Annotated in this window: 16 protein-coding genes and 2 pseudogenes; 12 read left to right on the top strand and 6 right to left on the bottom strand. The window is 38.0% G+C overall.

The genetic code is table 11. The features are described 5' to 3' along the window. Nucleotides 1-108: 108 nt before the first annotated feature. From HCR01_RS20960 to HCR01_RS20990, 7 genes are all read left to right on the top strand, one after another. Nucleotides 109-366 (top strand): hypothetical protein, encoded by a 258-nt coding sequence (locus HCR01_RS20960; protein WP_193197999.1) that lies wholly within the window; start codon nucleotides 109-111, stop codon nucleotides 364-366. Continuing rightward, on the top strand, nucleotides 356-499 hold the full coding sequence (locus HCR01_RS20965) for a hypothetical protein (RefSeq protein WP_193198000.1): 144 nt from the start codon (nucleotides 356-358) through the stop codon (nucleotides 497-499). Before HCR01_RS20960 ends, HCR01_RS20965 begins: the two co-directional genes overlap by 11 nt. A gap of 111 nt (nucleotides 500-610) precedes the next feature. Next, nucleotides 611-1,021 carry a hypothetical protein gene (locus HCR01_RS38930; RefSeq protein ID WP_226889506.1) on the top strand — a complete coding sequence of 137 codons (411 nt, stop codon included), beginning with the start codon at nucleotides 611-613 and terminating at the stop codon, nucleotides 1,019-1,021. A 259-nt stretch (nucleotides 1,022-1,280) separates the two neighbouring features. Further along, nucleotides 1,281-1,649, top strand: a complete 369-nt coding sequence (locus HCR01_RS20975; protein WP_193198001.1) for a hypothetical protein — start codon at nucleotides 1,281-1,283, stop codon at nucleotides 1,647-1,649. 607 nt (nucleotides 1,650-2,256) lie between these two features. Continuing rightward, nucleotides 2,257-2,649, top strand: coding sequence for a hypothetical protein (locus HCR01_RS20980; RefSeq protein ID WP_193198002.1), 393 nt, complete (start codon nucleotides 2,257-2,259; stop codon nucleotides 2,647-2,649). A 318-nt stretch (nucleotides 2,650-2,967) separates the two neighbouring features. Then, the gene (locus HCR01_RS20985) at nucleotides 2,968-3,336 is read left to right on the top strand and encodes a hypothetical protein (RefSeq protein WP_193198003.1); all 369 of its coding nucleotides are present in this window, start codon (nucleotides 2,968-2,970) and stop codon (nucleotides 3,334-3,336) included. Nucleotides 3,337-3,713: 377 nt separating this feature from the next. Continuing rightward, nucleotides 3,714-6,422, top strand: coding sequence for a CHAT domain-containing protein (locus HCR01_RS20990; protein ID WP_320073147.1), 2,709 nt, complete (start codon nucleotides 3,714-3,716; stop codon nucleotides 6,420-6,422). Between the two features lie 52 nt (nucleotides 6,423-6,474). Here HCR01_RS20990 and HCR01_RS20995 read toward each other — a convergent pair whose 3' ends face one another. From HCR01_RS20995 to HCR01_RS21005, 3 genes are read right to left on the bottom strand one after another with little or no spacing between them, the layout of a single operon-like run. Further along, nucleotides 6,475-7,236 carry a DUF928 domain-containing protein gene (locus tag HCR01_RS20995; RefSeq protein WP_193198004.1) on the bottom strand — a complete coding sequence of 254 codons (762 nt, stop codon included), beginning with the start codon at nucleotides 7,234-7,236 and terminating at the stop codon, nucleotides 6,475-6,477. A 46-nt stretch (nucleotides 7,237-7,282) separates the two neighbouring features. Then, nucleotides 7,283-9,244 (bottom strand): CHASE2 domain-containing protein, encoded by a 1,962-nt coding sequence (locus HCR01_RS21000; protein WP_193198005.1) that lies wholly within the window; start codon nucleotides 9,242-9,244, stop codon nucleotides 7,283-7,285. A gap of 13 nt (nucleotides 9,245-9,257) precedes the next feature. After that, complete coding sequence (locus HCR01_RS21005; RefSeq protein ID WP_193198006.1) at nucleotides 9,258-10,013, bottom strand: response regulator transcription factor; 756 nt, start codon at nucleotides 10,011-10,013, stop codon at nucleotides 9,258-9,260. A 252-nt stretch (nucleotides 10,014-10,265) separates the two neighbouring features. Between HCR01_RS21005 and HCR01_RS38935 the strand changes: the two are divergent. The 3 genes and pseudogenes from HCR01_RS38935 to HCR01_RS21015 all read left to right on the top strand — a co-directional run. Further along, nucleotides 10,266-10,454, top strand: a pseudogene (locus tag HCR01_RS38935) (hypothetical protein); the annotation flags it as partial. 60 nt (nucleotides 10,455-10,514) lie between these two features. Next, nucleotides 10,515-10,628, top strand: a complete 114-nt coding sequence (locus HCR01_RS40820) for a Tn3 family transposase (protein ID WP_193198007.1) — start codon at nucleotides 10,515-10,517, stop codon at nucleotides 10,626-10,628. 87 nt (nucleotides 10,629-10,715) lie between these two features. Next, nucleotides 10,716-10,883 carry a hypothetical protein gene (locus tag HCR01_RS21015; protein WP_226889508.1) on the top strand — a complete coding sequence of 56 codons (168 nt, stop codon included), beginning with the start codon at nucleotides 10,716-10,718 and terminating at the stop codon, nucleotides 10,881-10,883. A 452-nt stretch (nucleotides 10,884-11,335) separates the two neighbouring features. Here the strand turns inward: HCR01_RS21015 and HCR01_RS21020 are convergent, their stop codons facing one another. Continuing rightward, on the bottom strand, nucleotides 11,336-11,815 hold the full coding sequence (locus HCR01_RS21020) for a mechanosensitive ion channel family protein (protein ID WP_413773958.1): 480 nt from the start codon (nucleotides 11,813-11,815) through the stop codon (nucleotides 11,336-11,338). After that, nucleotides 11,813-11,884, bottom strand: a pseudogene (locus HCR01_RS40825) (hypothetical protein); the annotation flags it as partial. The pseudogene HCR01_RS40825 and the gene HCR01_RS21020, both read right to left, overlap by 3 nt. Nucleotides 11,885-12,172: 288 nt before the next feature. Here HCR01_RS40825 and HCR01_RS21025 point away from each other — a divergent pair. Next, nucleotides 12,173-12,526 (top strand): phage holin family protein, encoded by a 354-nt coding sequence (locus HCR01_RS21025; protein WP_193198008.1) that lies wholly within the window; start codon nucleotides 12,173-12,175, stop codon nucleotides 12,524-12,526. 45 nt (nucleotides 12,527-12,571) lie between these two features. After that, entirely contained in the window at nucleotides 12,572-13,381 is an 810-nt protein-coding gene (locus HCR01_RS21030; RefSeq protein WP_193198009.1) for a superoxide dismutase, read from the top strand. A gap of 348 nt (nucleotides 13,382-13,729) precedes the next feature. Here HCR01_RS21030 and HCR01_RS21035 read toward each other — a convergent pair whose 3' ends face one another. Beyond that, a complete protein-coding gene (locus tag HCR01_RS21035; RefSeq protein WP_193198010.1) occupies nucleotides 13,730-15,304 on the bottom strand; it encodes an efflux RND transporter periplasmic adaptor subunit in 1,575 nt (524 codons plus the stop codon). Between the last annotated feature and the right edge of the window lie 130 nt (nucleotides 15,305-15,434).

A 15,434-nucleotide genomic window follows, 5' to 3' on the forward strand; every position in this document is an offset into this window, starting at 1 on the left:
CTATTTATTTGGATTTTTCCTTTGATTGTGATTTCATTCAATACTTGAATGTCAATAATGTCAACGGATACTCCCAATATATCCAGCAACAAATCAGGAGTTTTGAAGATGTCTGCCTCTGAATATGTGATGCACAATATCTTTAGCAAAATTATTGATGAATACCATCCTTTCGCAGAGTATCAGGGTTATGCAGAAGGAGAGAATGGATTCATAGTCTACTATCAAGGAACGAATGGTCAGCAACATATGGTAGTAGATACAGAGGGAAATATTATCTCTGATTCGACGATGGGAACCACTCGTTCTCTAGGGATATTAGCTGTGGGTGCAGGTTTGATCTCGACGTTGATAGGTGGTGAGTAAGATTTTTAATCGTCAAGAAGTTGAAGGCGATCGCACTTTTTATTCTGAATATTTGAAATGTGTAGACGCTCTGCGGCTTGCCAGAGGTATCACTTTTATCTACGCAACCACGATCGCCCTGAAGTGCATATAAGTTTTAGTTGACAACATCAGAAGAAACAGCGAGCAATATAAGTCAACCAAGCTGCCAGAACCGAAATTTTACAAACTGAAAACTTCTCTAACTTACTTAAGGAGAGCAAAAATGATGAACTTAAGTTCCAATACACTGATGGGTAGCTTTTCCAAAAAGGCTCGCAATTTGTTCGCACTGCTTCTTGCAGCAGGAACTTGGCAAGCTTCGATTCCTGTTGTCCTACTGCTGACATCTTCTGCATTGCTTACTGCCGAGGTTGCACATGCTGTAGAATCTATGCCCGTTACGATTATTCAAGCATTTGGCTGGGACTCCTCCCAAGGTGGATACAAAATGTTGATTCAATCTAGAAGCGGTAACCAATATTTTGTATGGTACTACAATTTGATTGAAGCAAAGGTTGGTTCGGTGATTACGCTCACATATCAAGGATCTGGCTCTTCACTCTATTTCTATAAATTAATCAACACTGGGAATGGAAAAGAAGCAAGTGTCCATCGATACGTAAGAGCCAATTAAGTTTCCACATCTATAGACAGTTTCCAACTAAGACAAACGGTGTTCAAATTCGAGATACTTTGTAGTTAGGAGACTGCTGCAACTATTTTTTGGTGGCGACAACCCTAATCTTGCTAATCTTTCAAGCGATCGCACCTGTAAATCCTAGCATCTGAAATGCGATCGCTCTTATCTACGCAACTATGATAGGTCTAAAGTGCGTAGTAGTAGTTAGATCCCTAAGTTACTGATAAATGTACAACTTGTCGGAGACATACCAATGCGTAAAAAATTTACCGAAATAGCATTAATCGCTACTACATTCGTCGGTTCGTTAACCCTTGCATCCAGTAATGCTTATGCACAAAATCCACAAGTTCAAATATACTTGAATACCATTGAGCAAGATTTGGCATTGACTGAAAGTAATACCGACAGCATATGTGATTTATCACGTGCTTTTGAAAAGTTGGACAATGGCATTTCTTGTATAGGAGCTAGAGGTAACGCTTGCACCATTACAATAGTATATCTTGCTGCCTTACAAGATTTAATTAATCAGCGTTTACTTTTGCGCCAAGATAACGCTTACACCAGAATACACAAGCAGATTATGGGAGTGCGTTCTAAATATGGATGTGCAGGATGATTAGGTAGTTTCTTCGGGAGCAGAGCAGATTTGATGGCGTTGCTGATTCCATGTATGATGTAGAATTTTACCTAATACCAAAATCCTTGTAGAGGTGTTAAATGTAACGTTTCTACATTAGACCTCTTGCATAAATATTTTTTTACCTCACGCAAAGGCGCAAAGACGCAAAGAAGAGAATGAAAAGAACGACTTTTGCAAGAGGTCTATTCAAACTCATACCTCAATTCAGCAATGCCGATTTGATAAGTTGTTCTTCTACAGATTTAGGCAGCTAGATGATCGCACCTGCGGTATCAAAAATACGTAAACGCTCTACGGCTTGCTAGAGGCATCGCTTTTATCTAGGCAAGCATGACCGCCCTGAAGTGCATATAGGTTTTAGTTGACAACTCCAGAAGAAACAGCAAGCAATATACGGTTTTTAGCGCTTTTCAGCATTCGTCTATATTTTTCTCTACGTCAACTGCATACTTCGCCAAGTCTCATCTAGATATAGTTGATCTGTTGAATCAAGCTTGTAACCAACTTGTAATTAAATTTATCGCAGATCAACAGTTAATCAAGCTGCTACAACCGAGATTTTACAGCCTCAAGGAGAATAAAAATGTCATTACGTCGTTTTTTACTAATGCTTGTAAATTTAGCAACTGCTATGACTATTCTGTGTCTCTATATCAAGCCGAGTAATGCACAGGTAGTAGTTGACTTAACTTCTACTTTTCGGAGTATGAATAAAGCGGGACGAGACTATCTAGAGATTTTGGAACAGAAAAGCCCCTTTGCTTCAGTCCAGTACTCAGTAGTGCAGGGTTATATAGGACAGATTGATTCATTTGCTTTAAGTCAGCCATATCAATACTGTCGCTCTGCACGTATGGCTTACTCATTTGCAGAGGAACTTTCCAATGCGGCTTCTAGGATTGGTTACGGTGTAGCTCCGCCCTATTCTCCAATAAGCTTTTTAGTAGCTCAAAAATGTTCTCAGATTGGGCAGTGATGCGAACATAGGTTGCAGATTAAGAAAATGGAGATACGCTACTTGCAGATAGCTATTTGCGTAATAGCAATGAGACATTTTGAGATACTAAATTATGTTGAGAAATTCTGCAAGAAACCTACGCTGATTTTACTTGCTATTAGCTGCCAAAACGATAATTCATTTATGTATCCAAAAGCGATCATATCTGTAAATCCTAGCATCTGAAATGCTTGCCAGAGGCATCACTCTTATCTACGCAACTATGATAGGTCTGAAATGCGTAGTAGCTAGACCCCTAAGTTACTGATAAATGTACAACTTTTCAAAGACATACCAATGCGTAAAAAATTCACCAAAATTGCATTAATCATTACTACATTCGTCGGTTCGTTAACCCTTGCATCCAGTAATGCTTATGCACTAGATCCACGAGTTCAAGAATACTTGTATACCATTCAGCTAAATTTAGCACTAGCTGGAAGTAATAAGATTGCCATGTGTGATTTATTGCCTAGTTTTGAAAAGTTGGACAATGAGATTTCTTGCAATGGAGCTAAAAGTAACGCTTGCACTACTGCAACAGTATATTTTGCTGCTTTACAAGATCTAATCAATCAGGGTTCACTTTCGCCCCAAGATAGTGAGTACATCAAAATACGTGATAAGATTATGCAAATGCGTTCTGATGCTGGATGTACAGGATGACTAAGTAGTTTATTCTCAGCAGAGCAGATTTGATTACGTTGCTGATTCCATGTATGATGCAGGATTTTACCTAATACCAAAATCCTTATAGAGGCGTTATATTTAATGTCTCTACATTCAAATTAATACCTCAATTCAGCAATACTGCACAATTGTTTAAGACTCAACCAATTATTGGTAATCAAGCAACCAAATAAATTAAGAGATTTACTTTTGAATCGCTATTTGTATTACAGAAATATTAAGACTATTTTACAAATAAAAGTAATTCCTGTAACAATCTCAATAACTACTCAACGTTATAAATTTGGGGTTCGTAATTTTTCCATTCACTTATAACAACACCGATTACATCCGGATTTTGCAGGAGTTAAGCTGTGTCAAATCGCGATCGCCAATTGAACAAGCGCCGATTTCTCGGATTTCTCTTCTTGTGCAGCTTGATATTTTTTACCTGGTTGAACCATGCACCTTTGATGGCAAATATCGTAACATCACAAAATACTGATATTAGCCAACAAGTGGAACAAGGTGTTAAAAGTTATGAAGCAGGAGATATCTGGGGTGCTATAGAGACTTGGCAGAAAGCTTTAGATGCTTATAAAAAAGCTAACAATGCCAAGAATGCAGCAGTTGTCAGTGAAAATCTTGCTAGAGCATATCAGCAATTGGGTGATACAAAAGAGGCGATCGCATTCTTTAATGAAGCCATAACCTACTATAGTGAGGCAAAGGATTTGCGTCAGGTAGGACGAATGCTGACGGATCTAGCGCAGACATACAACAACCAAGGACAAGCCAGAAAAGCAATTTCCTTATTGTGCAGTAATAAATTTGATATTAAGTCAGATACAAAACAACCCTGTGAAAGCAATAGTGCATTACAAATTGCTTTGACAAATAAAGATAGTCGTACAGAAGTTGCAGCATTAGGTATTTTGGGTGAAGCACTGCGTTTAGTGGGTAATTATGATTTAGCAATTCAATATTTAGAAGATGCAGCAAAAGTTAAAGATTCAGGATACGCAATTCTCATTAATAACAGTTTAGGAAATGTCCATGTAAATCTAGGACAACTTTGGTATATTCGGGCAAAGTCCGCAGAACAAACTAATGGTAACAAAGCAGAAGAATTTCAACAAAATGCTATAGTAAATTTTACTCAAGCAATCAAATATTTTAAGATTAGTCTGGAATTGGCACGCAAACAAAATAATTCTCTTAGTCAACTGCAAGCTTTACTCAACACAATTCAAGTTAGTTATAAAAGCCATGATTTAAATATTATACCCAATGCAGCAATAAATAGTAAAATTCAAGAAGCTATAAGTTTAATCGATCGAGTTCCCGATTCTTCCACAAAAGCCTACGGAGCAATTGATTTAGCTATGTTACCAAGTGATTTCAAAATTACTTCTCCCATCACCCAATGCTCGAAAACAGGTGAATTAGGTAAACTATCAAATACAGAAGCTATTGATATTTTAAATAAAGCAATTATTGTCAGTAAAAAAATTCAAAATTCTCGTGTTGAATCATATACTTACGGTGCATTAGGACATTTCTGGGAATGTCGAGGTGATGAATTACAAGCACTCAAGTATACTCAGCAAGCACTGATAGCAGCAGACCAAAAATTAGCAGCAAAAGATGGCTTGTATTTGTGGGAATGGCAAGCAGGAAGAATATTGAAAAAACAGAATCAAGAAAAAGAATCACTAGAAGCATACCAAAGAGCATTTAAAATTTTAGAAACAATTCGCAGTGACATTGTTACAAGTACACGCGATGTTCAATTTGACTTTCGTGATGTTGTTCAACCTTTGTACCGCGAACTAGCAGAATTTCAGCTTCAGCAAATATTGCAAGCATCGGTAAAGTCAGATAGCTCAAAATCTGGCGTATCGGATGCTTTAGAAACAATTGATTCTCTAAAGTTGGCAGAATTACAAAACTATTTTGGTGGTGATTGTATTGTTAATGTACTCAATCCGAAGAGAGTAGATGAAATAGTAGATAATAACACCGCAGTTTTGAGTTCAATTATTTTTGATGATAAGATAGCACTGTTGCTCACCTTACCGCCAAAGGTAAATCAATCAGGAGAAACGCTGATTTATTGGGTGCAAGCAGATAATAAAATCCTCCAAAAATCAGAATTACAAAAGCAGATTAAAGCATTTCAAAAGTCGCTAATCTTGGGTCAAGGTCGTCCTGATGGCTATGATCGCACTTTAGCAATTCAACTCTACGATTTAATAATTCGTCCTTTTGTAAAAGATTTAAAAGCAGCAAAAATCAAAACATTAGTCTTTGTTCAAGATGGCTTTCTCCGTAGCATTCCAATGGCTGCACTTTACGATGCTAAAACACAAGAATATTTAATACAACAATACGCAGTTGGAACGACTCCTAGTATCCGCTTGACTGCACCAAAATCGAGCGATCGCCACCTAGAAAAAGCTCTAATCTTGGGTTTAACGAAAGCAGCAATTATAGATAAGCAAGAGTTTGGAGCATTAGATTATGCTGATAAAGAAATCGAAGCTGTTAAACAAGTTTTTCCCAATAGCAGATTTTTTATTGATACAAAATTTGCTTCAGAAACTTTGAGAACAGAACTAGGTAACAAAAACATTTTCCCTATTGTTCATATAGTCAGTCACGCGCAATTTGGCACAATTCCTGAAGATACATTTATTGTCACTGGAAATAACAGCAAACTTACAATTAACGAACTCGAAGCTGCTTTAAGTAACGTTCGTGGTCAAGAAAATGCATTAGAGTTGTTAGTACTCACAGCCTGTCAAACAGCACTTGGAGACGATCGCGCTACATTGGGTTTAGCTGGAGTTGCATTACAAGTTGGTGTTAAAAGTGCAGTAGCTTCATTATGGTCAGTCCAAGATAAATCAACAGCGCTTTTAGTCGAGGAATTTTATCGTAATTTGAAAAAGCCAGGGATGACGAAAGTTGAAGCTTTACGTCAAGCACAAATTAAGATGATAAAGTTAACTGGAGAGCAATCGGAGTTTGCAAGTCCGGCTTTTTGGTCGCCGTTTATTTTGATTGGTAATTGGGTTTAATTATGTAGAGACGTTGCAATGCAACGTCTCTCTACAAATAATGTGATTGCTATCAATTCTTTTGATGATAAATCAATTGCAAATTCTTGATACGACTATTAATTTTTTCGCTATCATTGGGTTTATTTCCTGTATTTTCATGCTCAATTAGTTCCTGAATTAAATTAGAACCTAATTCTCCTAATTTGCCTTGACTGGAATATTTAAGTGCTTCCGCAAACGCATCATACCAAAGTCCCTGCTCTGCCAGATGGGTAACTTTTTTAGTTGAATTATTAGCAGGTTTAATGCTTTCTTTGAGTGCTAAAGGTATGTTCATAACTTCAAACTCTGCACGTTCATAAGCTAAACCATTGGGACAAAGCATCGAAATTTGCCAGAAATACGCTTTTCCCATCGTAAGTTCCGGTTGCGTGGAAGGAACTACAAATTTATTCACTCCTGGTGATGAATTTAATTCTTCCATTTTCACTACTACCTGCGGATTTTGATTTGGTTTCACCTCAAACAACATGAAATCAACGGTACGTGCTGTTGACATAAACCATGCAAATGTAGGACGCTTGGATGCAGTTTCACCCACATAAGTCTGCGGTGCTAGTAAAGTCAGAGGAATTCCGACATCACCAGGACATCCTCGTGAACCACCACCAAGGGAGTATTCTTTAGGAGGTTTGCGAGTGCGAGGTTTAAATTTGGCGATCGCTTCTGGTATAACAAACAGAAACAAGCTCAAAGTAAAAATACTTACCAGTCTGCGTTGGTTAGTTTTTGCAGACAACGATTGAAACAACGAAAAATTACGAAGTTTCATAGGTATTTCTTAGTTTTTTGTTTACTAATATTGGTTAATTATCGAGCTAAGGAACATGAAAACTTTTTAAAAGCCGAGATTTAAAATCAGGTTTTTGAAAATTTATTTGCTGGAAGTTTGTATTTAATTTCCAGATCAATTCACACACTGTACCTCGTGGTTTCACAGTCTCGCGTTTAAACCTGCCATTCAATTTTCTGGCAAGGTTTTGAGACTGTTTTGTACCCTTGTTTTCGCTGAGTGCAGTTAACCCAGAGCCATCATCTTTGATACAAAGCGAGTATTCACCGTCTACGCAAGTCCCAGATGCTTCTATACATTTTACTCCTCGTGCATGTTTACCCACATTACACAAACTTTCTTCTAAAAATAAGCATAGTTCCCTCTTGAGTTCCATACTTAAGTATTTATCATTAATTGGCTCAAATGTGCGTGTTTTTATTTTAAGAGTTTTTAAATATTCTAGATCGTTGCGTTCGAGAGTGCTGGAATATACTTCGTAAAATAAATCGTGTATCTGACGATTTAAATCTATTTTTAATCCACTTCCTAGCCTTAAACTGTCATGATTTGTCAGTGCTTCTACCCTTAAATACTCGCCAATTTCACGAATCTCAGAATTGAGCTTTTCAAACTGGTAAATTAATTGTTCGTTGGGTAAATTCTGCTTTCTTAATTGTTGTAATCCGTTGGCAAGGGTTTGCAATGGCCCATTGTGAATCAGATTAAATGTATATTCAATTGTGCGCTTTTGTTGGTCATTTTTTTCACGCAACAGTTTATCATGCTGAAAAAATGCGAATGCACTTAATCCCACGCCATTCATTGCCAAAATTAGCAAGTTAGGAACTACGGGAACCCAAACTCCCCACAATAGCAAACTGATATAACCACTACCAGCAACGCCTAAACCCACTACTGTCACACCCAACAGATTTTTTGTAATAGATTGGGTAAAGCGTCCAATTGCGATCGGAATAATTCCCAAAATTATTATCCATATATATTCCCAAAGTTCTGACCAAGACTTCAACATCGGGCGATTGTTTAAAACAGCATTAACAATTTGGCTAGTTGCGTGTGCGTGGTACTCAACTCCATATATTTGACCAGTTATTTTCCTTCCAGGAATTGCTAATGTATACAAATTATCTCCGACACTGGGAGATAAATTACCAACAATAATAATCTTGTCACGTAACCAATTAGGGTCAATCTTACCTTCTTGAGTCTGACCTGTTTTAATATCATTAAGTGAGAAGACGCGAAATGGCTGATTTCTGTGCCGAAAATTGATTAATATTTGTAGCTCACCTGTAATTTCTTTATCAACATATCCACCAAAGTTTGGTATTACACGGGGTAATTCAGTATTACCAAACCTTATTGTATCTTGGTCTTTTTCACCATCCTCATCATTAATTCCTTTTGATGTTAGATAAAATTGAGCAAGTTTAAATCCTAGAGAAAAACGGTCTTCTTGAAAATTGTTGGAATTTGGCGTCCATAAAATGTAGCGTCTATTTTTCCCATCATTATCGCTGTGGATATCTACTATTCCAGTCCTTTCTTGAGTCATAAAATTAGGTGCTGGAATTTTAGGTTTCTGATTTTTTTCAATACCAAATATATTGGGATTATCTTGAAAAGTTTTCACGAGTTGATTATGACCTGGTTCAACAGGAACATTTTTGAAAAGGTCGAGTCCGATCGCACGAGGTTTGTAAGTTTCTAGCTTGTTTAGTAAATCTGCAATTTTACCATCGGGTATAGGATATCCTCCGGCTTTAGCAATATCATATTCATCGATACCAACAATTACTACATGTTCATCAACAGGTTCGGGCGGACGTAGACGTAAAAATGTATCTAATAACATCCATTCTAGAACTTGTAGCGAACCAGATACACGAGCGAGGATAACCAGTATCAACACGATAATTCCTGGTAGTGCTGCATAGCGCCATATCTTTAATTCTGTAGTAACTTTATCCCACTCTCTACGCATTTACTCCCATCTCCTAATCAATTAATCCTGCTTCACGCGCTCGGATTTCTGTTTGAATTCTCAAACTTTTTCCACCTTCCTTACAGTCTTCCGGGTACACACCAAGTACATCCTGGATTTTCGTCCAGTAATTGCGAATAGCACGTTCCGATTTATACATTCGGTCGGCAATCGGTTTATCCATCAATCCTTCGTCAAATGCCAGACGCAAAACTTGCAGCCATTCTGGTTTCAGTTCAATTGCTGTTTTAATATCTTTAGTATGAGTTCCACCTTGGAGTGCTAAACTCGTGCGGATTAACATTTCTAATTCAGGCAAATTTTTATCTGCGATCGCAAATCCCCCCTGATGGTTGTCGATTTCATGTTTGATCCGCACCAAAGCTTTGACATAACTGCTTTGTACCAAAAAATTTTGCTCTGGATATTGTTTGAGTAGCTGCTTGATCAGTTCAATTCCAGTATCAGTAGTCGCAGTAATTCCCTCACTCGCAGGAATCGATAAATCCACCACAATCAAATTCAAAGCTGCTTTTGACTGCTCCATATCTTCCTGTATTGCTTGCAGTTGAGCTATTTTTTCTAAAGCATCTCGTGCTGTTTTTACCTGAAGAAATTCCGTGTCTGGATATTTTCGCTTCAGTACATCAAGGGTTCCAGTTAAAACCATTTGGTGGTCATCAACAACCAATATTTTTTGGGGTTTGAAGTTTTGAGACTCTAATTGTATTTGGTTCTTTGCTAACTTATTTAGACCAACTTCAACCATAATTTTGATGCTCCTACGTTATCAATTGCGGGTTAACTACTGACCATGAGGTAAATACAGCCTGTGTTAAATAAAGATATTTGTGCAAATCTTGTAACTAAATAATTTCACTTTTAGATGAGCGTGCAGCAAATAATACAAGAAATTTTATGTTTCTGATTCTTGCCCAATCTTACCCTGGCGAACGCTGGTTTGTTAAGGTAGCTATTCGTATTTACTTCAATAGCTTATCGGAGAAAAACTCAACAGCGTATGCAGAAAAGTGCATTTTTTACTAGAGATTTATTGAGATTGTTTTTCAAACTATTTAATACCTTAGATCGTGATCAAGACGGCAAAGTCTCCATTAATGAGCTTTTTTTAAGTCCTGGCTTAAGTGCAATCATCTCATCAGAAACAAATACCAGTAGCCCCCAGGAGTTACTAGTACGGTATGATTCAACCAAAAGTTCTCTCAACTTTTCCTAGTTTGGGCAACACAACAAAACCTTTCTGTTCCTGATGGCGCATTGGTACGACATGATGCAGGTGGTGCTGTCGATCAAAGCAGGAAAGGTTATGCCTTCGACTTTGTTGCGTAAGTTAAGCAGTTATACCATCTCACGAAAAATCTGATACAAATAAAGCATCCAGAATAAACTGGGTTTACAAGCAGATGCTCCCAATGGGCAGCTTTATGTTGATCCACATTTACCACAATGGTTGCCTAATATTACCCTGCGTCAGGTTGAAATTAAAAATGCACTTGTCGATTTGCAGTTTTGGCGTGAAGGCGATATTACTCGTTGGGATGCTTCTGTTATTAGTGGTGAGGTAAATGTTAAACAGCAAGCTTGGCAACCTTGGCATAATTCTACTAACTTTTCTTAACTAAGTGTGTAAATAAATTAAAGTTTGTAGTCGGGACTTTAGTCCTGATAATCTTTGTTTTGGGAGCATCTCACTTTTTGCTGCTCTGATTAACGATGACAATACAAACATTAATCAAAAATCTTTTGGCAGGGATAGTTATTTTTCATAAGCGTAGTCTGTTTCATCAGAATAACAAGCTAAATAATTTACATCAATCACTCTGTAGAAATTGCCGTTTTTTTTTCTAACGACAATTATCTTCAGTGTGCAGTAAATACTTCCACTGTTTCTACAAAAGCATCAATTAATTGTTGTGATTATAGTCCTTTAAGAAATAGAAATTTTTTTGGGTTTCCAAAAGTTTTGATAATAAACCTAATTAATTAGTGCAAGAAAGTAAATTGCTATAGTACTTTTCGGTCAAATCAAGAGGTTCGTGATGTGGATTTTCAAATGAAAAAACTCTAAAACTACTCTAAATTATATTTTTCATCTTGAGATTTTGCAACTTGATTATTAGCACCACTTGAGTTTTTTGTCTGCAACTGACTTTTTAACAAAGCGATCATACTTTCGGAAAGTTGAAATAAGGAATTTTCTAGTTTAGGTGAAAGTTCCAATGGTAAGCTTCCAGAACGCAAATTTAGAGAGCGTTGGGGAAAGGGAATATAAATATTCTCTTGTCGCAGGATTTTATCAATATGAAAATATAAATCGCTCTTAATTTGAAACTGCTTCCGGGGTTTGGAAATCCAAACTAATGACTGAAAATTTAAAAAATCCTCACCATACCCTTGAAACCAAACAAGAGGTATTGGTTTTTTTAATACATCATGATTTTCACGTGCTACTTTTAATAATGCAGAACGTATAATATTGATATTTACATCATAAGCCACACGCACAGGTAATACTAGACGAGATGCTAAACTCTGATGGTTCCAATTCACTACTTCTGTATTTAATAAACGCGAATTAGGCACAATTACTACTATGTCATCTAAAGTACGGATATAAGTACTGCGAGCATTTAATCACTCTACTGTTCCCATAAACTCGCCAATTTCTACAAAGTCCCCAACTGCAATAGCACATTGCAAAACCATTATCTAGTTAGCGATCGCAGTCAAAATAAGGGAATCAGCACAGGGATGTGAAAAATCAAAAATTACTCCCACTCCCTATTTTTTGACTCCTGATGAATAACAGTCATTTTTTAATCACATTTACTTTTAATACTATATCTATATATAGATGCAATTTGTGATCAGACAGGTGATTATAGCTTCAAAAAGAGAGGAATAATTATGATAGGTCTAATTCTTACCTGGTTAGTTACTGCTGTTAGCTTCTTAATTATTTCTAGACTGCCATTTTTAGGAATTGAAATAGACAGTTTTGCTAAAGCAGCAATTTCCGCTATAGTTTTTGGTATCTTGAATGCTATTCTTTTACCAATTCTCACCTTGTTTACCTTACCATTTATTATTATTACATTAGGGTTATTTTTCTTTGTTTTGAATGCCATAATCTTTGGTTTAGCAGCAGCTTTAGTACCTGGTTTTAGATTGCGTTATGGCTTTTGGAGTGCTTTGCTGGGTTCAATTTGCCTGACAATCATCAACTCAATCCTTTTAAGGATTGTGGCACAAATTGCCTAAAGAAAATGTAATATAAAAAAACACTCTTTTCAGTAGGAATAGTTGATGAAATCATTTTTCTGGCAACCTGTTGTTTGGTTTTTCACAGTAATTTTACTAGTATCTACTCTATTTGCTTGTCAACCTCAACAGGTAACAGAGTCGCCTTCAACCACTCCAGCAACTCCTGTACAAACTACTGCACCTGTAACAAACACACGTTCCGTAGCTGTTCTTAATAGGCAACTCAGTGCAAATCCTGCTCAGTTACCGCCATTGCCTTATGCTTATAACGCATTAGAGAAAGCCATTGATGCAGAAACTATGAAACTGCATCATGATAAACATCATGCAGCTTATGTCAATAACCTCAACAATGCCTTAAAAAAATATCCGCAACTACAAAATAGCAGCGTGGAATCTTTGCTGCGCGATTTGAATAGCGTTCCTGAAGATATTCGGACAACGGTACGTAACAATGGTGGCGGTCATCTTAATCATACGATTTTTTGGCAAATTATGAGTCCTCAAGGTGGTGGACAACCAACAGGAGACATTGCCCAAGAAATTAACCAAAGCTTTGGCAGTTTTGATGCATTTAAAAAACAGTTTAATCAAGCGGGAGGCGATCGCTTTGGTAGTGGTTGGGTTTGGTTAGTGCGTAATCCTCAAGGTCAGTTGCAAATCACCAGTACACCAAATCAAGATAGCCCAATTACAGAAGGCTTGTTTCCAATTATGGGTAATGATGTATGGGAACACGCTTATTACCTGAGATATCAAAATCGCCGTGCTGACTATTTAAATAACTGGTGGAATGTAGTCAACTGGCCGGAAATCAATAGACGCGCCGAAGCTTCACGTCAAAATACTTAGAAGAAGTTAGACAAGATTTAATTCTGGCGTTATTTAATAGTATGGGAAAAGGTGAAAGGGTAAAGGTTAAAGGAATTGTACTTTTTCTTTACCCTTTCACCTTTAATCCTTGCCGACAAGAGTCCTAGAGCATCGATTCAGTAATCGCAAAAACCCGATTTCTTTTCGGTAAAATGACCAATTCTCGTTGACTGTAGAGACGTTGCATTGTAACGTCTCTACATGGTCTTTTGCATTGAAACGCCTCTACATGGTCTATCTGTCTTGGTTTGCTTAGGTGTTGTCACAGTTTTGTGCAACGCCGATAGAAGTTTAGAAAAGTTAGGGTTGTGGCTATTGGTTATTCGTTTATTCAGACGCAAGCGTGATAGGAGCGCCATTAGTGAGGTTAAGAATACCTGAAACCACAATTTTTTCTCCAGCTTTCAATCCTTCAAGAATTTGATAATTATTCCCTTCGATCGCTCCCAACTGGACGCGTTTTTGCTGAGCCACCAAGGACGGCGCTCCAGGTTTGGGTTGTTTTGGCGCTTGAGCCACAAACACAAAAGTCTCCCCACCCAAGCGAGATATTGCTATAACTGGAATTAAAATTCCAGGGCGTTCCTCCCAGATTACTTTCGTTTCTATTGACTGACGATTAATCAGTTGATTGCTGGAATTGCCAAAGTTGGCTTTAGCCAAAACTGTTTGCGAATTGGAAGTAGCATCTGGGGAAATGAAACTCACCTTACCCGTTGCTGTGGGTTTGCCTTGAGCATCCAGCATTTGTACTGGTAATCCCAAGCGTAACCGTTTAGATTCGTTGAGTGGTATGGATATATTCAATTCCAAAGAATCATTTTTGGTAAGTGTGGTAAGTTGATCTCCTTTGGCCACATACTCTCCCACCTTTACTGGAATGTCACCGAGAGTACCGCTAAAAGGAGCAAAGACATTTGTATATTGTAGTTGCACTTGTGCTGCCTGGACTTGAGCCGCTGCCTGATTTACTTGCGATCGCGCTTGAGCAATCTCTTCAGAACGGGGGCCATTCACTTGTTGTCTTAAATTTTGTCTTTGTTGTTCAAGGGCCGCACCGAGGGCGCTGACATCAGAACTTCTGCTTTGACGCAGTTGTTCTAAGCGTTTTTGAGCTGCGACAAGTGCAGCTTCAGCGCTGCGCTGTTCTCTGGTGTATCCTTCTAAGGAATCTTGAGAAACTGCACCCTCTTTTCTTAGTTGTTCGTAGCGCTTTGCTCGTGATTTTGCTAATTCCAAATCTGATTTAGCTGACTCAATTTGAGCTTCAGCCTGGGCAATTTCTGCTGGTTGTGAGCCGGCTTGAGCATCTTTTAGGCGAGCTTTAGCTTGAGTTAGCTGAGCTTTTGCTTGAGCAATTTCTTCTGGACGTGTACCTGCTTTGAGTTCAGCAAGATTTGCACGAGCTTGTTCTAGTGCTGCTTTTCTTTGTTGCAGCTGGGCTGCGGCGTCATCACTTTGCAGACTTATGACAACTTGTCCTTGCTTGACGCGATCGCCCTCTTTAAAGAAAATTCGAGTAATTCGTCCTTCAATCTGTGGCTTTAGTCCCACTGAGCGTGGAGCCTCTAATGTGCCAACAAATACCGAACTTTCCTGTATAGTTCCAGCTTCCACAGTTGCTAATCTTACAGGAATTCCCATAGGTTTACTACCAGTAGCCCCATCACCTGGAGGTGCGTTACTAGCACGGCTAGTTTGCCACAACCGCCAACCAAAACCTAAACCTGTAATCAACAAGACGATTCCCAATATTAAAGGCCAACGCCGCTTTTCAGGTGGCTTAGGCGGTTTATCTGGCTCTGGCGGTGGCTCTTGTTGTTGAGGCTGACTGAAATCAATAATAGCCAGCTGTTCTGTTTCAATCGGAACGGGGGATTCAGGGAACTCAGAATTAGACATCTTGTTTTTCTCGTTTTTTAGATTTCGACTTTGGCAATCTACTCTAATCTGAAAAAGTTTTATTTACAGCACATTGGGACTTCTGCTCTTTTATAGCCGTAGTCACATAGGTTAGGAAAGTGCTGAATGA

It is taken from the genome of Nostoc sp. MG11, from assembly GCF_014904695.1.
Lineage (GTDB): Bacteria > Cyanobacteriota > Cyanobacteriia > Cyanobacteriales > Nostocaceae > Komarekiella.